Source organism: Psychrobacillus lasiicapitis (assembly GCF_006861795.1).
Taxonomy (GTDB): Bacteria; Bacillota; Bacilli; order Bacillales_A; family Planococcaceae; genus Psychrobacillus; species Psychrobacillus lasiicapitis.
Map to the genome: position 1 here is coordinate 1 of NZ_VDGH01000020.1, position 20260 is coordinate 20260.

A 20260-nucleotide genomic window follows, 5' to 3' on the forward strand; every position below is an offset into this window, starting at 1 on the left:
GGGGTGGACAGTTTAGTTCACGGGATCATTGTCCCACGCACCCGTACGTCCTACCCTGGCTACTGATATATTAAATCCTATAAAAATAAGGTCAACCAGTAAAAACTGGTTAACCTTATAATACGAAGCACCCGTTAGTTATAGATAAGACTTACACAATAATTGCATAAGTCATAAGTTCTTACGTTTTCGTTCTAAAAATATAGGTGCTATATTTAGCAAGATAGAAACAATTGTCAAAAACCAAAATGCCCTTGCCATACCAGGTATTACATCCGATAAAGCTGCCCAATCTTCCACTTTTACCCACCGAGTTAGATAACTGTAATCTGCACAAATTGTTAATGCTGTAAATGATAATGCCAACGCCATAGCAAGCTTATAATCCTTTCCTGCTGCATACAAAGAAAGATTTATAACAGTTATTACTATTGCAATACCCCCTAATATTGCCCACATAACTATACCCCCATTTATTTTTATTTTTGTCATGTAATAATACTAATGTGCATCATCTCAATTTTTTGCATTACTTTTTTATTAGACATCTTATTTTGAAGTAAAGTTCCAACTTTAAATAAATTTTCCATATAAAATAATCAAAAATCCATTTTTGCTTATTCAACTAACCTGCTGCTTCAGTTCAAAATGAAATTATCCTTTTCAAAATAACTAGGCAGTAGTAATTATTTAAGAAGTAATTATATCGAGGATCTTATTTGATAGGTCTTCACTTTCTAAATGAGTAAATGTTTTAGTATCCGCAGTTATAATAACCGAAATCTTTTCCATAGGATATATAAGAATTTGTTGACCACCTGAACCTAAAGCTCGATAAATCTCATTACCTCTATAACTTTTTAACCACCAACCATATCCATAATCACCATAACTAAGGTTAGTTGAAATGCGATTTTCAACAGATGTTTTTATCCAATCATTTGAAATAATTTCATTGTTATAATCAAAACCATTATTGATAAGTAGCTTTGATATCTTTATTAAACTTTCGAATGAAATCTTTAAACCTGTACTCCCAACTGTTACACCTTGCGGGTCATTTTCCCATTCGACATCATTTATTCCCAGCTTAGAAAAGAACTTTATATGAGCAAAACTGGACATCTTTAAACCCGTTGACTTACTAATAATTGCAGATAGAAGGTGATAATCAACGCCTTTATATCTAAAATCCCTTTCCCCAGATAAAGGAAGGTCTAATATACTCTTCACCCAATCTTTACTATTTAGAACTAGTCCATATAAATTTTTATCATCAATATCGAATCCTGAACTCATTGTAAGTAAGTCTCGTATTCCTATATGACCAGGAGCATCAGGTAAATAGTAATTAATTGGGGTTTCCAAAGACTTTATATATTCTTCTTTAAAAGCAATCCCAATCAAAAGTGAAACTATGCTTTTTGTCATTGAACGAATGTTTATTAATTTTGAAACACTCTTTTGCTGAGAATTAAATATTTCTTTGTTTGAAACTGAAACATATAAATTTTGAATTGAGTCATTTTGTTCATATAATCTAAGAATTGCTTCACTCATACGACTCTTCCACCTGAAATATATTACTCTTAAATGAAACCTTAATTCCATCCAAGAATTGTTAACTATCTTCTGCTTATTTTTAATGACCACCCTGCCCTATCATAAATGAAAACATCGGACAGCATGGATATATCATTAATCACTGAATCCCAATTCTTAGAAGTATTTCCATAACCAGCATCCATAACAATAGTTGGTCTTCCCTTATTTTCTCCAACCAATTTAGCGTATAGTTTACAATCACTTATCTGAACAAACATCCCTTTTTCATTAAGTTTTTTTTCTCTCTTTTTATTAATCAAATTGGTTTAGAAACTCTAAAATTTCATTTTCTAATTAATACATTAACGTTTATCCTGAAAAAAAGTTCATTTATCAGAAAAATTACACATTATAAAAATTTTTGTTATTAAGCTAAACTGCATATTTAGCTTACTAAAGAAAAAAGGCTTTACTCCTTCTTGAAGTAAAGCACCCGTTTGTTGAACAACATATTACCCGCTATGTATTTCAAAGCAAAAATATCCAATGGTAAATGTTCTTCTTTTAACTTCATTGCTGATTTTGCTATTTTCATCATCTTAGGTAAAACCTCCCTTAAAGAGTCCTTATATCCTTTAAGTGCCTTTTGATATGAAACAATATCGTTATGTTTACATAATGGATATAGTATGGCACATAGCATCATATCATTAAGTACTCTAGGAGTATCTATTGGTTCAAGACAATCTAAGATATGCATCTCTTGGTCTTTCTCTTAAATCGCTTTATATGAGGTCTATCAATTTCATTGCAATCAATAGATTTACTAATACAAACGACGAATAAAATGTCATCATTTTCATCGAATATAGAATTTAGTATAGTCATTGCTCGATATTGCATCTCGTCGAAATATTCCTTGCCCTTTAAATGGATAATTCCCAATTCAAAACGAATCCAAAAATTCGAGTTTTTCTTCAATTGCTCCAACAGTTTCATTATTATCTCCTTGTGATCAAAGTTCGATTTTGTAATCCCTATCATTTTAAGTAGAATCTCACTTCTTGTTATGCTAAATTACTCCGTTAATTAGAAAAAAATCAAGAAAGTAATTTTGTATAATCAATGAAGTGAAGGAGAAATTCTTTTAGATCCGTATGTACTTCTTTTAAATCCCCGAATATATTTTTCTCAGCTAAATAATACCCATCTGATAAAAAATGGATCTCCATCACAATCCATTCATCACTATCTGATAAGTATTTAATTAACTTGTCCATTTTTTCGATTACGGAAGCTATATCTTCTGGTCTGTTTAGATATTCATTTAATAATCCAAGTATTATCTTAGGCGGGAGGTCATTATCATTAAAATCTCCCCTAATTTCCATTAGACTTAGAGTAATATCGTCAATTTTTTTCTTTGCTGATAATGACAATTCAATTAATTCATAAGGCGGGGCGTCACTTTGGTCAATTACAGCATCAGCCCATTTCACAATATCTTCGACTGTTAGAAGTCCTATTGAAACACCTATTCTATATACCTCTGCATTTAATTTTATATCCATCCGTAAACACCTATTAGTTTTAATTCCTACTACTCTTCTTTCTTTTCTAATTCATTTATTAATTTGCAAAAATAGCCAACTATATATTCTCTTTGAGTCGTTTCTTTAATGTCATTATTTTCAACAAGGTCATTAATTCCATTATTAAGAACTTCCCACAAAGGCGTTCCTTCAAATATTTTATACGGATGTGCCAAATAACTACACCTCCCTTATGTCTTAGATAATTTCTTCATATGCTACCCTACAGCTTTAGTTCAATAAGATAATTACGATTTTATTTCTTTTTCAAGAAGGTACAATAGCTTTTTTTGCGCTTCTTTACTACGAATAATTTTTCTAATACGAATTGTGCTTTGTAAATAAACTCTGACGCGTTTATTTACAAAAAACAAACGTCGATATTTTTCATCGGCGTAAATCTTTTTAAACCATTCGTATTGATTTAACCGTTCAATATTTTGGTCAATCTTTTTCGTATTTATAGTCTTACCACTATATCCAACGCTGCTCTATATCCGTTCTCAAATTGATCCTCCCTCCATGTATACTTCATTTTGTCCTTTTTACAATTACTGCTGCTCTGCTTCAATAAAAAAAGCTTTACTCCTTATGGCAGTAGTGCCTTGTTTCATAAAGTAACTTAATTAATTATTTTTGGGAATCTTGAAATAATGTAATGGGAATGTAGTTGATCTTCAATCTCAACCTTCCCTTTAAGTTGAAAGCCACATTTTCTTATTACTTTATTAGAAGCAATATTGCGTGGAAGAACCACAGCATTCAATTGTTCTACATCTGTGTTTTCAAACAGGTAATTTACTAATGCTTTTACCGCTAGTGTGGCATACCCAATACTTCTATAATACTTAGAAATAGAGTAAGCCACTTCTCGATTTGGCCCACTTAGCTCCTCTTTGATACCCGTATTACAAAAACCGATAAACTCATCCGTTTCTTTTAAAATAATTCCTAACTTCAGCCAGCCTTCACCTACGCTTGGAACATTAGCTAAAAATTCTTTATTAGCAGGTATCTCATAATTTGTAACCCAATCTAACCTTTGCTCTCTAGTCGAACGCCAATCTGGCAAAAATTCATAAACTTCGGGTTGTGAAGTCAGATCATAAATAGCATCTACATCTTCTCTTCTAAACTCTCTTAAAAGTATTTCTCCACAATCTATTGTAAATAAATCACTCATATCGATTTCCCTCCAATAAATAACATGCTTTGCTAAGTTGAATAATAACTTCTTCGATTAAACTTGATCTAGTATAGATATATAATAATATTTAGTTAATTATTTCTCCTATTAAAACTACTTTTCACAAAAGTCCTCAAGGTTTGAGTGAACATAGTATCCAGATACTAGGGCTTTCCCTCCGTTAAAAAAATAGAAAGATTCTGTCTCTCCATCGCTATTTTCAAGTGTGACTTGATGTTCGATTGAGAACTCCATTTCTTGTGTACCTTCTCTTCTTGATTGGTTGATATCTTTGAGTACTTTATTTATGGTTTTCTGTTCAACAATCTCTATTGTTTCACCACTTTCACATTCAATTATGAGTTTAACTATTTCACCCTGTATTAAAGGTTCGCTGTATTGGTTACATGCACCCAAAAAGATAAAACAAAAACAATATAGTAACCCTCTTTTCATAATTCAACTCCTCCGGTTCGTTGTTTAATTTTCCGGCGTACCATATATTTGTGTCTTAGTGATAGTATTCAAAAAGGCTTTTACGTCATCTTTATTAAGCATAATAAATTTTCCTGCTATCAATAAACTGATAACTTATCAGAAATACTGTGTTTAGAGGCAAATAGTATGGGTAAATTATTCATAAAGATATAGTAAAAAGTCTCCTACAAGCCCTTATCTATATCATGATTTTCTCCTGATGAATTCTCTTATATTGAATAGGAGGTGATTGAACATGGAAAAAGAGAAGATTAATAGTGAAAAGATTTTAGCATTATTGCGTAAGATGGATAGTACTCTTGGCACGATGGATAGCAAACTCAATGAAGATCTGGACGGCATGGACAAGGGGTTTGACCGCATAGATAAAAAACTGAACGATTTAACTGAAAAAGTTAGCGAAATGACACAAACCTCTACTGATAAGCCAAATAATCTAATTTAGTTGTATATGACATGTACGGTAGACACGTTATTTAATAGACTTCTTTTGAAGGTGTGTTTTTTCGTTGTTTTAAATTTCTAAAAAATTCCAACTTCATTAAACGTTTTTATTCTTTTTATTAACATTTTTCCTCTTAGGTTGAACAATCCAAATAACGAATAGAAAAAACAGTCCAAAACAAACTCTATATAAAGTATTTATGATACTACTGCTTTCGTCGAATAAATTTGGTGATAAAATAAAGCTTAAACTAAATCCAATAATGAAAGTAATAAAATTACGAACTATTGTTTCTACACCCCATTCTTTATAAAAACGTCTTGTTAATATAAGTATATGTCCAATCATTGATTTAAAAAGGACCATTTTGATGGTTATAGCGTTCAACATCTCGGAGAGCATCTGCCTCAGCAATATTCTGGTTTAAAGTCCTTTCCTGTTCTTTTAAATGATATTTTCGTCCAGTGAAAAAATCCACGAGAACACTCCCTATAATTAAAGCTACCATGGAACCCCAAAAAAACCACATCATCCAATGCACGACTTTCCCTCCTTTTCGCTCGCTTCCATCCCTTTTTTCTTAAGAACAGCAATACTTATTATACGTTTGCAACTGAAGGAAGTTTCAATAATCAGTTTTTAACGATTGACATCCTAGTTTTTATACCCCTAACTAACCAACTCCAGTTGAGCTTCATCCCATTTTAATAGAAATCTAAAGATTTTAAATCTATATTCCAGTTATACAAAAAATGGCGATAATCCTCTTCATGGATTATCGCCTCTAACCAATTTTATGCCTGCATGCTTGTTGTTATTTCATCCTATTCTTTTACCATTGCTTTTGAAAACCCTGTCTTAATTCACCTGCAACCCGTAATAACTTTACCTTAAGATTATCAAACCAAGGCGGGGTTTCAGTAATTTGTCCATAATCCAAAGAACTTAGCAATTTGGCGAACTTATATAAGTTCGCATATCTTTTAAAATATGGAAACTGAGCCACTGCGCCATCTTCTAAGACATTTACGGACCGATACCCGTTTAAAAATGACTGAATCAGTAATTTGGAATGGGGATTGTCTTCATCGATAAAATCATCAAGGGCTGTTACAATATCGAGTGCATACCAGTGATATATAGCATCATCAAAATCGATTATATGGAAGCTATGTTCCTTATTCCCTTCAAAAAAGATATTATCTAATTGGAAATCATAATGTATCAATCCATACACATCATTTCCAGTAGGTATCGATTGTAGCCAAGTAGTTACCCTGTATAGCTCTTGAAGGGCTGCTTGTTCCTTTGTATGCTTTTGAAAAACTTTTTCCATGAACTGTACTGTATCCAACCAACTCTGTCTTCTTTCTGTTACAGGCTCGAAAGTCTTTGACAAACAGTGAAGTGAGGCTAGTGATTTCCCCCATTCCTCCATCTGTTTTTCGGTAATCGTATCGGAATCCAAATTGATTCCTTTTGCTGCACTAAATACAACTGCAATATATGTCCCTTCTGGAGTCTTTAGTGTTTCAATTAGATGATCACTTTTGGAGTAGATCGGTGTCACAGTTGGAAAATTGTTCAATTGTAAATAGTGCATGAATTCTAGTTCAGCTTTTATTTGTTCAATAGAGTTATCCTGATCAGAACAAAATCTTAAAAAGTATGGAATTTGATTATTTTTAAAAGCATACACAAAATTTGAACTTGCACGCCAAATCTGCAAAGTCGCTTCGTCATACTCCCAGAATTGAATGAGACTCTTTGCGACAGTATTGGAAGACAATCCTCTTACCATGTTTCCTAAATTCATCATCTTGTTTTTTCCTCCCATTACCTTCGAGAGGATTTAATCTTAGTTAAGAGATAATTCCTCTCATCAGTATGCTATTTTGAAAATCTATTTTTTTCAATATGTCACCCCTTCCTTAAATTTCGGCTATAAAAAAATCCATAGCTAGACCTATTCTATTTCTCCATAAAATGACTAATACCTTCTTTTTTGCCCTAACATACTCAATAAAAGAGAGAAGCAAAATTACCTCTCTCTTTTCTGAAATATATTCTCTTACTCAATGGTTTTCCTAAACAATTCCTGATTTTTTAAAGCCATAATACTAACTAGTGCAAGTAAAATACCCGAAAAAAACAAAAATACTACGGACACCAAGATAATCCGAAAGTACTCCCATAACGAGTGCAGCAATTCCAAATGTACCTGTTCCTAAAGTTCCAAGAGAAGTATAAACAGTCGCTAGTTGTTCTTTTGGTACGCTTTTTTGAACCAATGTTTGTTGGGGTATATTTTTCAATTGTCCAAAAATCCCAATTAAGGCAGAAAGGATCACTGCAATGACGGGTAAGCTCGTCAATCCAAATACAACTGTAAAAATGGATGTCAAAGATGCTCCTATTATGATAAAAACATGCCGTTTTTTATCTACAAATAAGGAAAATTTAATGCACAATAAACTTCCTAATACTAAGCCTATAAAGAAAGCTGCATTAATAAACCCCCACCAATACTCTTGTGCCTTTAATGCCTGCTCCACATAAACCAATATAATTGCTGCAATCCAAACAGAGCCAGCAATAGTTTCCACAATATCCATACGTACAACCGTTTTCAATAGCGGTGTCCGTTTAATCGTTTTCCACCCTTTTGTTAACTGAGTCCATTTCTTTTCATCTGTTTCTTCTTTATGTTCTACATTTTTTAACAAACCCAAGATAATGCTTGAAAAGACAAAAAGCATAGTAACCAGCCAAATAAGCTCGTTAGGATCGAACACGACAAGCAGCATACTTCCAAAAAACGAAGTCCCTATTTGAATCGACTGAGTAACTGTTTCTGCTACTCCGTTTGCTTTAACTAAGCTATCCTCAGCTACATAATTAGGAATTAAAGTCTGTCTTATAGGATTTGCACACCCATCAAGAAAAGCAATCAAATAAATCACTACAAATATAAAGATAAGTTTATTTGCATCAAACCCTATCATCAAATGAATTCCTAAGCCAAATAAAAATATTGTTTTTCCTATTTGAGAATCAACTAATAAATGTTTCAAATTAAACTTATCTATTAATAGTGGTGTTAGAACACTTGAAACAAACATAGAAAAAGTAATGGTAAACGGAACGAAAGCCGATGCAGTTGCTGATTCAGTTAAACTGTAAATAATGCTGATAACACCGACGATATATAACACATCACCTATATTTGCAAGTGATTGACCTACAAGTAAATAAAGAAAATTACGATTTGATTTCAATTTAATCCCCCGTTTTTCTAAATTGTCTTTCAAAACAGGTCAGGTTAAATTGGACTAGTTCGCATAATACTTAGCTCCTTTATGAATGCAGTACGATAAAAATTGCTGGGGGATCACAAGACTTATCATACTTACGATTGGTAATCGAACAAATTATATATATCCATAATATAAAGTGAAACTTCACTCAGTGGGGGGTCTTCATCCCCCACTGATTGTTAGTTGAACCAATCGGGCTTTTACGGGCAGTTGATCTCCCGCTTATCTTTTTGCTTTTCTTAAATCTTGAAGTGGAAGTCTTACTGCCCGTTAATGCGGGATAAAAAAGCAGCACAAAAAATACTGCTTATTGTGTTGTATGTTGCATCAACTATGCTTGTCTCTCTTTTAGGAAAATACTTGATCAATAAAAAACAACCCCTCCTTCACATATGGAAAAAGGGGTTGAATTGAAAATTTAATACTTTGAATTACAAGTAGAATATTAAAAAGAAATGGATATAAGAAGCCCGGAACAAAACATAGAAGAAACTTGAACAATCATCATTTTGCCTAGCTTTATTCATGTTTCATTCAATGGTTCTCAGCCTGTGTATTGAATCATCTGAGCGATAACTAACGTGATTACCCCAATTCCTGAGAATACAAGGAATAGTGGCATATAGAATCGAATCCATCTCTGCCACGATACGCCTGCGATAACTAGTGCGGCCATAAAGTAACCAGAAGTCGGGAATAAAATATGGGCAAAGCCGTCTCCCAGCTGGAAAGCAAGAACAGCTGTTTGTCTAGTCACGCCGATAATGTCTGCAAGTGGCCCCATAATTGGCATCGTGACTAAGGCCTGTCCGCTTCCGGAAGGGATGATAAAGTTAATAGTCAGCTGTACTAAATACATTCCTACTGCTCCGAGCACAGATGGCATTTCACCGACCAGTGAGCCCAGGTTATAGACGATTGTATCCATAATTTGACCGTCTTCAAGTACTACAGCGACAGAACGGGCAAGACCAATAATAATGGCTCCCATGAGCACATCACGGAATCCTTCCGTAAAGGCATTAGAAATCTGAGTTGCGTTAAGTCCAGCAATCAGGCCGACTACAATTCCCATAAAGATAAACAGACCTGCCATCTCTACCATGAACCAGCCGAGCTTAAGCACACCAAACACTAACATCCCAAGGAAAAGGAGAGCTACAACCGAAGCATATTTTTGTCTTGTGTTCATACTTTTCGCTTCAATTTTTTCTTTCTGCTTGTAAAGTTTTCTTTTTTCTTGATCATCCTCATACACATAGCTGTTTAAAGGATTCTTCTGTACCTTTTTTGCATAGCGCATGATGAAATAGATACCGACTGATATACAGACAACAAAAAGAATGAGACGCATTTCTAATCCAGAAAAAACCGGAATACCTACAATTTTTTGCGATAACCCAACGTTGATCGGGTTTAAAATCCCAGTAGTAAAGCCGACTACCGTACCGACTAGAGCAATCGCAGCAGCCACAATGGAATCGTAGCCTAACGCAATAATTAATGGCATAATAACAGGTATGTATACTAACGAAAGTTCAGGGGTTCCGATTAAAGTTGCTCCAATCGCAAATACGGTGGTTAAAATCGGAATAAGTAAAATACTCTTTTTGGCAAAACGGTTGGCCAGCCTGTCCACAACCACTTCAATAATCCCAGTTGTCTTCAGCACCATGAACATACCGCCGATAATAAACGTGAAAAATACAATTTCCCCCGCATCAATCAGTCCCCGCGGAATAACAGTAAGGAAATCAGCTATACCAATTGGTGCAGATTCCACATATGAAAATGAGTTCGGATCAATCGCTGTTCTTCCTTCAGGACCTGGCACACGCTCAAACTCACCTGCAGGAATAAAGTAAGTCGAAATGGCCGCAAGAGCACTGAAAATAAAGAGAATGACATAAATATGCGGAAGCTGAAACCTCTTCTTTTTTACATTTGTTTCCTTCTCCATTTGTAACCTCCAATAAGTTAATTTTACAGACAAATCTCCAAATTGTTTGCTAATCAAAACAGTTGTCTGTATTAAATGCTTATTATACTAGGTTATCACGCTAGTGTCGCTATACCATTTAGCCAATAAAAAGTAACCATATTGTTAATAATACATAACAGAAAATTCTGATTTGTAAACAGTGCACAACCGAATGTGCATTGTTATCTATTAATTATGTTAATTCTCTTTTGCGAAATAATTTAGAGAAAAAAAGCCGTCCCCTTCGGATTTTAGTGATTCCTTTATCATATTTTTTATATTCATCTGGTGAATCATCTTCCGCACTCCATAGTACCGTGTAAACAATCACTCTCTTGTGGAAGTCAAATCAAATTCATATTTTCCAAAAACATCTTCATACCCTCTTACCCTAAATAAAAGTCTCCCCGTGTTATCAATTCCTGTTATCTCCAAAATCACTACTACCTTACTTGGCTTATAAGATGCTAAATAAGCTAGACTCTCAACATCCGCTTTGGCTTTGTTGATGGGATAATGTAAGTATAAACTTCTATCATTACCCGTATCTTTTATTTGGTAATTATAAAGACTCGTGGATTCTCCAGGCTCTAACACATCAATCGTCCCTACATCCTGATGTACATGATTGCGATCAAAAGCAAAATAGAAGTTTAAATCTGTTATTACTTCTTCACTTGAATTATAAACTTCAATCGTCACTCCATTTTCGTATTTTAAAAATTCTCCTTGCTTGGCCCATCTCAATAATATATAGAATCCGAACAAAATCAGAAAAAAAGAAACAATACCGATTAATGAGTACTTCAGTGTTTTATTCATTTTTTTCTCTCCCTGCTACAATAGCTCAAACCTTATCAATACATTATTTCAATCCCTGCTTGCTTAAATGGCTCTAACACTTCTGGATAACACATCGAGATATAATCCACAGTTTTTAAGTTTTTTAGATGTTGAAATCCTTCAACGGATACTACATCAAATAAACTATCCTCACCATCCCAATCTGGTTTTAGGATATGATAAATTTCATTACCCCCATCGAAGCAGAGGTACACAATCTTGTCCAAGTCACTTGTTTCCAAAGTCAACTCTTCTAGATATACCCTGATTTCAACTATCGGTCCTTCTCCAGAATACCATTCAAAGCTGTTTGTATACTTATTTTGTAAGTCTGTTAATTTCTCTAAAAATAGTGGCTCTTTATCTAGTAAAGCCTCAATTACTACTAATTTAAAATTAAAATCTTTAAACAATCCGCTTTTATCCATTATCCATCCTCCAATTTTCCTTTATATTATTAACTTATTCGAAATAGAATAATGGTATCAATTACAAGCTTCATCTTCATGCGTTATCTCGCTTGTGTCAGATACCAGTTGTATGCATCCTGATCTAATTTATCTAAAGAGTACCTATTAATCTCTTCGATTTTGCAATATGGTTTACCATAATTACCATTACCACAGATGCAATTATTTATAACCGAAACACTTGTTAGTAAATAGACGATGCCTTCTTCACTGTATAAAGCATAGGTTACCGATTCCGTTTGATGTTGCTTAAAGAGTATTATTTCCTTTAGCGGTATTTCAAATTTCTCATACTTAAAAATTTGATATGGATTGTTAGGGTTTTCTTCTTTGATGAAATATTTCATATTTACCTCCGTGCTATTGTTGAAGTCTCCATTAGTTTTACTATCCCATCTATGTACTCAAATAGGTAATCGCCCTCTTTTGCTAATAGTACAGGTAAATACTCAGTTACCATTTCAGCAATCCCTAGGTTATTCGGGTGCATGATCCAGTCAATTTCTTTCCAATCCAGAATTCCTTCTCTTGTTTTTTGTATAGGTTCATTTCCTAACGTCTCATTTACTTCGAATAAGTACACATGTAATCCATCTTTCTCCTCATCACTGTTTCTCCATGTGATTACACCTTTTGAATAATACTCGTTTACTTTGATGCCTGTTTCTTCGAATACTTCCCGCTTTGCACCCTCATCAACACTTTCTCCCGCTTCATATTTACCCCCAACGCCGTTCCATACGCCCATTATTGGGGGCTTTTCACGATTCAACATTAAGATTCGCTCATAACTCTTTAAAAAACATACATTGAATTTAAACACGAAATCATCCCCACAATTTAATTATTAAACCTAACTTTAGCAAATCCATAGTGTATAAATGAGATTGCTTTATTCCTTTGAAGTTAACTCCCAAAAGAAGCCGATTGTTTATTTCAACCAACTGACTATACTAGAATTTTTATAGTTTCAATCCATGATTATCAGTTTACGAATTCACTTAGTCATTTTATTAACTTTAAATTATCTAAAGGAAAGTAAACCATTTTTGCAGTTCCTAAAACTTTTTCCATCGATACAAATCCAACTCGAGGGTCTCTGCTATCTGTACTATAACGGCGATTATCTCCTAGTACAAAAAAGTGTCCATCCGGCACGGTTAATTTACCTAGATTTTCTTCTAAAGTAAAATCTTCCGTAAGGGTACCACTGTCTATCAAAGCATTTTTATATTCCTCTAAGTAAGGTTCCTCATACTTCTTACCATTAATAAAAAGCTCATCGTTTTCGTAAGCGATGCGGTCACCAGGTATACCAATAATACGTTTAATATAATTTGTATCTTCCTTTGCTTCAAATACAATTACATCGAATCGCTTATACTCCGTCATTCTTGAGCCAATTTTGTTCACTACTACCTTATCACCATCTTCAAATGTCGGCATCATAGAAGCTCCATCAACCACAATAGGTGTCCGTATAAAAAATCGAACTCCCCAGACAAATAAGATAGCAATTCCTATTGCTTTCACCCATTCCAATAGTTCATTTTTTTCTTTAGTTTTCCTCATGTTCCATGCCCCTTTTTCTATTAGAATATCTTTTACTTAATTCCTTCGACATAATGATCCTATTAACCAAAACACCACTTAGTTAAAATATGAAACTAAGAACTGGTGGTAATAATAAGAGGCTAATCGAACTGAAAATAAGTATTCGAGAAACTCTTTTCGGTAATTTTACTCTGCCTTTACCTACATACCATCCGCTAAATTGCCATTTATTTCTGTATAGGACAACCAGAAGAATAAAAACAGAAGTAAAACCCATCCAGCCATGTTTTTCCGTATTAATGCCCATTTCTAAATAGGCATATCCAATAAAATTACCCAAAATACCGCCAACAATAGCAAATAGCAAGATAATTCGTATTAACTCTAATAAGACTCTCATACTTCCTCCCAACTGTTTCATTTTCAAAACCGTCCCATTAAACGAACGCTTTAACAAGCCTTTTTATTACTTCTTTTTTATAAGTGCCCAAGCGAATAAAACCCAAAGTATGACAGCACACAAAATTAAAAATAACTTTAAAACAACAAGCCCAAATAAAATCATCAAAAATACAATTAAACTAAATAAAATTACTATAAACAAAGACGTTTTTACCTTACTTTGTCTAGCCAAGAAAAATTGCATGACACAAACAACAATTCCTATAACAACTAAAAGACTAACTATAATTTTCACCTCACCTATTCCATTTTAAATGGATTTTCCAACCAATCATTCATCATCAATTTTATGCCACTTTAAATCCTCGGGAATATGTACCTGACTGACGTTTTTGGGAAGACCATAATAAAAAAGAGCTTTCCCCTCTTCATTAAATGCAGTTGCATTTAATGATTCCACTTGTTCGCTAAATGAAAATAAGAATGAGATACGCTCTCCTTTTTGAATTGCTTTTCTTTCTATATCAGGTTCTACACCCGCCTCTATATATGCAACTTCCCTATCATTAGAGATGACACTTAATAATGTGGCTGCCTCATCCTTTCCTGTGAAGCTAAAAATGCTTACAGTTTGAATTTCGACTGCACTGATTGGTACATTGGTAGATACTCGACTTCTATGTAATAATCCATGTTTCTCAGATAAGACTGTTTGAAATACCTCTTCATTATCATTTTTAAATAAAAACAATGTAGATTTACCTGTATCATATTCTTCCACTAACTCCGCATTTTTTAATAGGAATGAATTCGCTTTTGCAGCACTTAATGCAGTAAACCTATATCCACTAAAGATAAAAAGCACAATGATTATAACAAGTAACGGTAGAATCCTTATCCATTTTTTCATAGTATATAATCCCCTTTTTTCTCTCTTTTCTTATCCAACTAACCTAATGTTTTAGCTGAATAAAAACAGTTACAAAACCACCCTCACTCCTAAATTCAATATTCATGAATGCTACTCCGGAACAATAATATATTCTCCCACTCTAGCTTTCAAAATCTCCACTAATTCTTCGTCCATATATCCATAATCGTCTGGGATGTCTAAGTTCCAAATCTTTTTATTATGAAGCAGTGGACCGAACCTGTCTTTTAATCGTCTTAAATGCTTTTTTTCCATCACAAATATAACGTCAGCCCATCCAATGTGTCCGTTCGTAACCTTAACCCTTGCTGTAGCCTCTGTTCCTGCTGATCTCACATCATAGCCATTAAATTGATGAAATACCTTTTCCGCTGTTGGACTTCGCCATTTGTTTTTACTGCATATAAACAGGATTTTAATATTCTTCACCTCAAACAAAAAATTAGTAAGTAACAAAGAGTCTTATTTTCATTGTAATTTACATGAATTATTTTATTTCCTCAGCTAGCTCCAAAATGATTCCCTCAGGACCACGAACGTAGCATAATTTATAACTTTCCTCATATCGCTGTATCCCACTAAAGATTTCTGTACCTTTCTTTTTCAATTTGGCAACAACAGTTTCTATATCTTCAACAGTAAATGCAATATGTCGGATACCCAACGTATTGGCAAAGGTTTGCTGAATACCATTTTCATCTGACGGTGCAGAAAATTTGATTAGCTCTATCCATGTCTGACCGTCTGACATTCCCAATCCTACACATTCTACTTTAGCGTCGGTAAGCCCAACAGCATATCCCATCAAGTCTCCTTCCATTTCCCATTCCCCTTTCACCTCAAGTCCAAAATCGAGAAAAAACTCTTTAGCGGAAGAGAGATCATTTACGATAATACCCACATGATCTATTTTTTTGATCTTCAAATTTCATACCTCCTATATTCCTATACTTCTTGCCCGTTTCTTTCATACGTTTGAAACGAATTGAAGTTCCTCTTTTAAGTAAATATTCCTTTAATAATTACGAAAAATGTATTTACTTGTTCAATTCATCTGCTTTTTTAATTGAATAACAAAAAGCTTTACTCCTACTTGAAGTAAAGACTTGTTAAATGAAACGCCTTCTCATTGTATTACACATTCTAGTCGCACTACGACATTGTTCTTCTTTAGCTTCTTTCACTAACTAGCTCCATTATATATTTTCGTTCAGGTAATTAATTTGTTCAACTGCTTCATCTACATGGTTTACAGTGAAAATTCGGATATTTGTATTTAGTTCTTGTTGAATATTCTCTGCTTCTTTGCTATTTTCACTTGGGATGATCATAAATTGAAAACCGGATTTTTCTGCTATTTGTATTTTTTCCTTTATGCCTCCCACAGCTTTTACTTCCCCTTTTCCATTGATGGCTCCAGTTACAGCAATTGGTAAGTGATTTTGAAAAGTTCCATTTATCATCAATTCAGTTAGTAATATTGCAAGCCCAGCGCTATTTCCTATTGCTTGATCGTAATTAAAATAGTCGGTAAGTCTTTGCTCTTCTTTCCCGAAATATTCTTTTAAATCCTCTCTCATCTTTTCTTTTGGCGATTTTTCATTTGGCCACAACCAACTTAGCAAAGTCCTATTTTTGTTTTTGTAACTCATTGTATTGGTTATTTCGATAATGGTTAAGACATCTTTATGCTCTTTGGTTAATTGCTCCTGAACTGCCTTTTTACTTTCCATATTATTTACTGTTTCAATTTCAATACTAATAATAAAAATTCCTGAGCGTTCTACTGTCTCCCTTGGCTCAAAGTATATGTCTGCTATATGCGATTGAGCTGCGAACCCTATAAGTGGCAGTTCGTAGCAAAATAACAGCAAGAGGATGGATAGCGGGATTGTCATCTTGCTTCGTACCGTACGTTTCTTTCGTAATACCATAATTGAGATTGACAAAATCAGTATGCTAATCAGCATGATAACTAAATATGAAATTTCATCAATAACACCTTGTAGATATAAGAAAAGAAATAGAAGATAAAAAAGTAGTGTTAAAGAAATATATAATATAGTAGAAATACGTTTTGCATTTTGAATGATAACCAGCCCTCTCTTAATTTAGGTAACTCGGAAGTCTTTAATATCTATGCAATGATTCTCAATTTAGTTCTACGTTTACAAGAAAAATAGGTTTCAGATTATTTACATTTTACACTTTCTATCTATATCTTAATATTGAGGTTTTAAGCAGTAAAAAGGCTCAGTCCATCTGAACTGAGCCTTATCTTTTATTTTCCTTCTTTATCTAAAGCACCCGTTTTTTGAACAAGAAAAGCCACCTTATATGGGAGCTTAATCATAAACCCTTTTATAACATTTATCTTTCCAGTTCATAAAGGATCCTTAGTTCTCTTACATTTTGCTAGAGGTTATTGCTCAGAATTTTCATCAGCAGGTCTTCGTTTATGTTTTTCACTAATTATTTTTTTGTTAAGTATCCTGACTTCACCAACCATTAGCAACCTCATATCCTCTACGATATACTTAGCTAACTTTTCGTCAGAAATGTCAGCTCCATCAATATCAAGACGAAATTCCTGCCCTTGTATCCCTCCACCATTGGTAAAATCGATTTCAAAGTCGAATTGAACTCTTTTATCCATTTTTGGATCCACCTTATGTTAGATTTGGGTTGTTCATTTTTAAAAAGTCCCTTTCAAGGTATAGGTGATCAATTTGATACCTCATATTTCTGCTGACACACCAAGCTGCTGTATATAATTTGAAACAAGCATCTTTAAAACCTTCAAGTAAATAACTCTACTGTCCATCCATCATCGTTATTATATGCTGCAGAAACAATTCAATTAATAATTCAGACAGACTTTTCGATATAAGCTCTTATTTTAAGGGGTATCTTATATCAGATATTTTAAGCAAAAGTGTGTCTTAACAGTCGAATAATCATGTATGAATATCATTTCAATTGTTTATAATGCCTATACACAGAACCGAAAGCAGTTCTTAGGAAGCTCTGTTGATTTTGCCAATCTAGGTCCTGTTGTTTTTTCAGAAGAGGTGAAGCTCATGCATACAATTCTAATAATCGCCATTATTAGTCTCCCATACATTGCCTTTGTCTATCTTATTTTTATTAAGACATACCTTAAGAAGAAATCTTGAACTCCATTTCATGCAAATAATTTACGTTCTGTGTCCTAAACACTTCTAATTATTTCAATAGACTTATCAAGTGATAATTTTTAACTTAGCATTGATAGCCTAATTCTAATGTATATACTGTATCTTAGTTAGGTGGTTTTCCTTCTGAATTTCAATAAAGCCTTTACATTCATTTCAAATTTTTAAATAACGTGCGATTTTCTTTTTAAGCTAACATGTTGCGTTAGTTCAATAAGAAAAAAGCTTTACTCCTCTTTGAAGTAAAGCATCTGCTAGTTTAAGTGCTTTTTTACAAACTATTAGTTTTCTAAGAAAACATCGAATTCTTTAACATAAACTGCATTTCCAGTAATCTCTATATCATATTTATCTTCATTCTTAGTAACTTTTACCATTACCCGACCATCTTTTTCAATTTCGTGACCTTGCTCAACTATTAGATTTAACGGGTCTTTAAAATTGTTATTTATGTATTTAGCATAAAATGCGCCCATTATCCCTGAAGCTGTTCCAGTAACTGCGTCTTCAATAGTACCTGAGTATGGTGAGGAGAAGTGCCTAGCATGCATATCAGCATGAGAATCATAGGTCTCCAAACAAAAAGGATGAATTGATGATTTAGGCATTTCCTTTAAAATTTCAGGAAACTGCTTATTCTTTGGTTCCATTTTTTTAAAAGTATCAAGTTGCTTTATCGGTATTAGAAGTGTCCAAATACCTGTACTTCCATAGAGTATCGGTAAATTAGCATGAAGGTCTGATTCTTTTAGTCCTATTGAGTTGGCTAAATCTTCTTTTGAACCTGTAAATTCTTTGAATTGAGGTGAGGCCTGTTTCATTGTTATTAATATTTCACTATCAACAGGAGTTTTAATTTTAATCGGTAGAATACCAGCGTTTGTTTCAATTGTTAACTTTGTTTTATCTCCCAATAACCCTTTACTTTTTAATGCATAAACAGATGCCATTGTTGCATGACCACATAAATTCATTTCATGCCCGGGTGTAAAAAATCGTATTCTAAGATCCGCTACATCCGATTTAACTGGAAAAGCAGTCTCATTAAATCCTACTCTGAAAGCAATTTCTTGCATTTCTGCATCAGTCAATTCATCACCATTTAACACTACTCCCGCAGGATTTCCCTGATTAGGTTCTTTACTAAACGCATCATAATGATAAACCTTTATCGACTTCACAACTCATTCCTCCAATTGGTCAATTTAGAATTCCTTAAAATTTTACCATCCATTACTAATTTCTTGTTCAACTAAACTGCTGCTTTAGTTTAAGTGTAACATTTCACAATGCATATCTGAGATCAACTTAATATTTTGGACATAAAAATAGACCATCGAAATGATGGCCATGTTTTGCTAAAGCACCCGTTAGTTTAAGAAGAAATTATTTGTTAAAACAAAAATTAATCCATTGGTTATGAAATAAATCAGTATTTCTTCTCCAGGAAGTTAATCAATTTTCCCTTTACATCATTCCATTCGGTATCAACAATACTATAAAATATATTGTCGTGAATAGTCCCATCTGCCTTAATCCTATGTTTACGAAATATACCTTCTTTTACTGCACCTATTCGTTCAACTGCATTTTGAGAGCGTACATTTTGTCCACTAATCGAAAATTGAACACGTAGTACCTTTAGTTCCTCAAAACAATATTGAAGTAATAAAAATTTACATTCTGTGTTCACCTTCGTTCTCCAAACTGATGGAGAAAGCCAAGTCCATCCTATTTCAACATTTCGATTTGCTTTATCTATGTCACCAATACGAGTTGTCCCAATTACTTCACCTGACAATTTATCCTTTATTATAAAAGGTAATTGCTTGCCATCATTTTTGCTTTGTACAGCTATCGATAAAATTTGTTCTATATCATCAAATGTTTTAACTTCCCTCCAAGTATCTTTCCATACATCTGGGCTTTTAATAGCTTCATATAATTGTTCCTTATATTTCATCTCAAGAGGAACAAGTGTGATTGTATTTCCTTCTAATATTAAATTTGCATTAATTTTCATTTTAATATATCTCCTTTAAAGTATTGAAATGACTTTCTTTCATAATACACCAAAACAAAAAATTGACGTCAAAAGAGAGAAATTCTTGTTAAACTAACCTGCTGCTTTAGTTCAATAAGAAAAAAGGCTTTACTCCTTCTTGAAGTAAAGCACCCGTTAGCCATCCATGTAGCGCAAAATCAGCGCTACACCACAGAGAATGAAAATGTGAAAACCTGGGTATAGGATACTACGGCTGGGAGAGGAAGGTCGATGAACTATGGTGCCATAGAGCCCATC

27 protein-coding genes and 1 pseudogene are annotated in these 20260 nt (G+C 33.5%); 2 read left to right on the forward strand and 26 right to left on the reverse strand.

Going from position 1 to position 20260, the window contains the following annotated elements; translation table 11 throughout:
- Positions 1–171: 171 nt before the first annotated feature.
- From FG382_RS22040 to FG382_RS22080, 9 genes and pseudogenes are all read right to left on the reverse strand, one after another.
- Entirely contained in the window at positions 172–459 is a 288-nt protein-coding gene (locus tag FG382_RS22040) for a hypothetical protein (protein WP_142541000.1), read from the reverse strand.
- 231 nt (positions 460–690) lie between these two features.
- Positions 691–1560 carry a serine hydrolase domain-containing protein gene (locus FG382_RS22045; RefSeq protein WP_170206599.1) on the reverse strand — a complete coding sequence of 290 codons (870 nt, stop codon included), beginning with the start codon at positions 1558–1560 and terminating at the stop codon, positions 691–693.
- A gap of 92 nt (positions 1561–1652) precedes the next feature.
- A pseudogene (locus FG382_RS22050) lies at positions 1653–1823 on the reverse strand (alpha/beta fold hydrolase); the annotation flags it as partial.
- Positions 1824–2014: 191 nt separating this feature from the next.
- Positions 2015–2305 (reverse strand): hypothetical protein, encoded by a 291-nt coding sequence (locus FG382_RS22055; RefSeq protein WP_142541002.1) that lies wholly within the window; start codon positions 2303–2305, stop codon positions 2015–2017.
- Complete coding sequence (locus FG382_RS23575) at positions 2293–2589, reverse strand: DUF3885 domain-containing protein (RefSeq protein ID WP_425328531.1); 297 nt, start codon at positions 2587–2589, stop codon at positions 2293–2295. The genes FG382_RS22055 and FG382_RS23575 overlap by 13 nt, the downstream gene beginning before the upstream one ends.
- A 56-nt stretch (positions 2590–2645) precedes the next feature.
- Positions 2646–3116 carry a hypothetical protein gene (locus tag FG382_RS22065; protein ID WP_142541004.1) on the reverse strand — a complete coding sequence of 157 codons (471 nt, stop codon included), beginning with the start codon at positions 3114–3116 and terminating at the stop codon, positions 2646–2648.
- A gap of 29 nt (positions 3117–3145) precedes the next feature.
- Positions 3146–3313, reverse strand: a complete 168-nt coding sequence (locus tag FG382_RS22835; RefSeq protein ID WP_170206600.1) for a hypothetical protein — start codon at positions 3311–3313, stop codon at positions 3146–3148.
- 446 nt (positions 3314–3759) lie between these two features.
- Complete coding sequence (locus FG382_RS22075; protein WP_142541005.1) at positions 3760–4320, reverse strand: GNAT family N-acetyltransferase; 561 nt, start codon at positions 4318–4320, stop codon at positions 3760–3762.
- 117 nt (positions 4321–4437) lie between these two features.
- Complete coding sequence (locus tag FG382_RS22080) at positions 4438–4779, reverse strand: hypothetical protein (protein WP_142541006.1); 342 nt, start codon at positions 4777–4779, stop codon at positions 4438–4440.
- 277 nt (positions 4780–5056) lie between these two features.
- Here FG382_RS22080 and FG382_RS22085 point away from each other — a divergent pair, with 277 nt between their 5' ends.
- A complete protein-coding gene (locus tag FG382_RS22085; protein WP_142541007.1) occupies positions 5057–5266 on the forward strand; it encodes a hypothetical protein in 210 nt (69 codons plus the stop codon).
- Positions 5267–5618: 352 nt separating this feature from the next.
- On the opposite strand, the gene FG382_RS22090 is transcribed toward FG382_RS22085, so the two are convergent.
- The 15 genes from FG382_RS22090 to FG382_RS22160 form a co-directional block, all read right to left on the reverse strand.
- Entirely contained in the window at positions 5619–5807 is a 189-nt protein-coding gene (locus tag FG382_RS22090) for a hypothetical protein (RefSeq protein WP_142541008.1), read from the reverse strand.
- A gap of 291 nt (positions 5808–6098) precedes the next feature.
- Positions 6099–7085, reverse strand: a complete 987-nt coding sequence (locus FG382_RS22095) for a phosphotransferase enzyme family protein (protein ID WP_142541009.1) — start codon at positions 7083–7085, stop codon at positions 6099–6101.
- 301 nt (positions 7086–7386) lie between these two features.
- The gene (locus tag FG382_RS22100) at positions 7387–8544 is read right to left on the reverse strand and encodes an MFS transporter (RefSeq protein WP_308421276.1); all 1158 of its coding nucleotides are present in this window, start codon (positions 8542–8544) and stop codon (positions 7387–7389) included.
- Between the two features lie 583 nt (positions 8545–9127).
- On the reverse strand, positions 9128–10543 hold the full coding sequence (locus FG382_RS22105; RefSeq protein ID WP_142541010.1) for a YfcC family protein: 1416 nt from the start codon (positions 10541–10543) through the stop codon (positions 9128–9130).
- A gap of 348 nt (positions 10544–10891) precedes the next feature.
- A complete protein-coding gene (locus FG382_RS22110; RefSeq protein WP_142541011.1) occupies positions 10892–11386 on the reverse strand; it encodes a hypothetical protein in 495 nt (164 codons plus the stop codon).
- Between the two features lie 35 nt (positions 11387–11421).
- Complete coding sequence (locus tag FG382_RS22115) at positions 11422–11835, reverse strand: DUF6892 domain-containing protein (RefSeq protein WP_142541012.1); 414 nt, start codon at positions 11833–11835, stop codon at positions 11422–11424.
- An 83-nt stretch (positions 11836–11918) separates the two neighbouring features.
- Positions 11919–12224: a hypothetical protein gene (locus FG382_RS22120; protein ID WP_142541013.1), complete on the reverse strand. Its 306-nt coding sequence runs from the start codon at positions 12222–12224 to the stop codon at positions 11919–11921.
- A gap of 2 nt (positions 12225–12226) precedes the next feature.
- On the reverse strand, positions 12227–12700 hold the full coding sequence (locus FG382_RS22125; RefSeq protein WP_142541014.1) for an NUDIX hydrolase: 474 nt from the start codon (positions 12698–12700) through the stop codon (positions 12227–12229).
- A 182-nt stretch (positions 12701–12882) separates the two neighbouring features.
- On the reverse strand, positions 12883–13449 hold the full coding sequence (gene lepB / locus FG382_RS22130; RefSeq protein WP_142541015.1) for a signal peptidase I: 567 nt from the start codon (positions 13447–13449) through the stop codon (positions 12883–12885).
- A gap of 82 nt (positions 13450–13531) precedes the next feature.
- Positions 13532–13831, reverse strand: coding sequence for a hypothetical protein (locus FG382_RS22135; protein ID WP_142541016.1), 300 nt, complete (start codon positions 13829–13831; stop codon positions 13532–13534).
- 333 nt (positions 13832–14164) lie between these two features.
- Positions 14165–14743, reverse strand: coding sequence for a hypothetical protein (locus FG382_RS22140; protein WP_142541017.1), 579 nt, complete (start codon positions 14741–14743; stop codon positions 14165–14167).
- Positions 14744–14854: 111 nt separating this feature from the next.
- Complete coding sequence (locus tag FG382_RS22145) at positions 14855–15184, reverse strand: low molecular weight protein tyrosine phosphatase family protein (protein WP_188713369.1); 330 nt, start codon at positions 15182–15184, stop codon at positions 14855–14857.
- Positions 15185–15251: 67 nt separating this feature from the next.
- Positions 15252–15689, reverse strand: coding sequence for a VOC family protein (locus FG382_RS22150; protein WP_142541018.1), 438 nt, complete (start codon positions 15687–15689; stop codon positions 15252–15254).
- Positions 15690–15960: 271 nt separating this feature from the next.
- Complete coding sequence (locus tag FG382_RS22155) at positions 15961–16497, reverse strand: S16 family serine protease (RefSeq protein ID WP_170206601.1); 537 nt, start codon at positions 16495–16497, stop codon at positions 15961–15963.
- A 689-nt stretch (positions 16498–17186) separates the two neighbouring features.
- Entirely contained in the window at positions 17187–17420 is a 234-nt protein-coding gene (locus FG382_RS22160) for a cyclase (protein WP_142541020.1), read from the reverse strand.
- Positions 17421–17727: 307 nt separating this feature from the next.
- Here FG382_RS22160 and FG382_RS23095 point away from each other — a divergent pair, with 307 nt between their 5' ends.
- Positions 17728–17940 (forward strand): hypothetical protein, encoded by a 213-nt coding sequence (locus FG382_RS23095; RefSeq protein ID WP_211356438.1) that lies wholly within the window; start codon positions 17728–17730, stop codon positions 17938–17940.
- Between the two features lie 299 nt (positions 17941–18239).
- On the opposite strand, the gene FG382_RS22165 is transcribed toward FG382_RS23095, so the two are convergent.
- Both FG382_RS22165 and FG382_RS22170 read right to left on the reverse strand, forming a co-directional pair.
- Positions 18240–19139 (reverse strand): PhzF family phenazine biosynthesis protein, encoded by a 900-nt coding sequence (locus FG382_RS22165; protein WP_142541021.1) that lies wholly within the window; start codon positions 19137–19139, stop codon positions 18240–18242.
- Between the two features lie 248 nt (positions 19140–19387).
- A complete protein-coding gene (locus FG382_RS22170) occupies positions 19388–19981 on the reverse strand; it encodes a GNAT family N-acetyltransferase (protein ID WP_142541022.1) in 594 nt (197 codons plus the stop codon).
- Between the last annotated feature and the right edge of the window lie 279 nt (positions 19982–20260).

Coding starts and splice junctions, on each gene's coding strand:
- FG382_RS22040 (WP_142541000.1), bottom strand. CDS start 459: ATGTGGGCAATATTAGGGGGTATTGCAATAGTAATAACTGTTATAAAT.
- FG382_RS22045 (WP_170206599.1), bottom strand. CDS start 1,560: ATGAGTGAAGCAATTCTTAGATTATATGAACAAAATGACTCAATTCAA.
- FG382_RS22055 (WP_142541002.1), bottom strand. CDS start 2,305: ATGCATATCTTAGATTGTCTTGAACCAATAGATACTCCTAGAGTACTT.
- FG382_RS23575 (WP_425328531.1), bottom strand. CDS start 2,589: ATGATAGGGATTACAAAATCGAACTTTGATCACAAGGAGATAATAATG.
- FG382_RS22065 (WP_142541004.1), bottom strand. CDS start 3,116: ATGGATATAAAATTAAATGCAGAGGTATATAGAATAGGTGTTTCAATA.
- FG382_RS22075 (WP_142541005.1), bottom strand. CDS start 4,320: ATGAGTGATTTATTTACAATAGATTGTGGAGAAATACTTTTAAGAGAG.
- FG382_RS22080 (WP_142541006.1), bottom strand. CDS start 4,779: ATGAAAAGAGGGTTACTATATTGTTTTTGTTTTATCTTTTTGGGTGCA.
- FG382_RS22085 (WP_142541007.1), top strand. CDS start 5,057: ATGGAAAAAGAGAAGATTAATAGTGAAAAGATTTTAGCATTATTGCGT.
- FG382_RS22095 (WP_142541009.1), bottom strand. CDS start 7,085: ATGATGAATTTAGGAAACATGGTAAGAGGATTGTCTTCCAATACTGTC.
- FG382_RS22105 (WP_142541010.1), bottom strand. CDS start 10,543: ATGGAGAAGGAAACAAATGTAAAAAAGAAGAGGTTTCAGCTTCCGCAT.
- FG382_RS22110 (WP_142541011.1), bottom strand. CDS start 11,386: ATGAATAAAACACTGAAGTACTCATTAATCGGTATTGTTTCTTTTTTT.
- FG382_RS22115 (WP_142541012.1), bottom strand. CDS start 11,835: ATGGATAAAAGCGGATTGTTTAAAGATTTTAATTTTAAATTAGTAGTA.
- FG382_RS22120 (WP_142541013.1), bottom strand. CDS start 12,224: ATGAAATATTTCATCAAAGAAGAAAACCCTAACAATCCATATCAAATT.
- lepB (WP_142541015.1), bottom strand. CDS start 13,449: ATGAGGAAAACTAAAGAAAAAAATGAACTATTGGAATGGGTGAAAGCA.
- FG382_RS22135 (WP_142541016.1), bottom strand. CDS start 13,831: ATGAGAGTCTTATTAGAGTTAATACGAATTATCTTGCTATTTGCTATT.
- FG382_RS22140 (WP_142541017.1), bottom strand. CDS start 14,743: ATGAAAAAATGGATAAGGATTCTACCGTTACTTGTTATAATCATTGTG.
- FG382_RS22155 (WP_170206601.1), bottom strand. CDS start 16,497: ATGGAAAGTAAAAAGGCAGTTCAGGAGCAATTAACCAAAGAGCATAAA.
- FG382_RS22160 (WP_142541020.1), bottom strand. CDS start 17,420: ATGGATAAAAGAGTTCAATTCGACTTTGAAATCGATTTTACCAATGGT.
- FG382_RS23095 (WP_211356438.1), top strand. CDS start 17,728: ATGAATATCATTTCAATTGTTTATAATGCCTATACACAGAACCGAAAG.
- FG382_RS22170 (WP_142541022.1), bottom strand. CDS start 19,981: ATGAAAATTAATGCAAATTTAATATTAGAAGGAAATACAATCACACTT.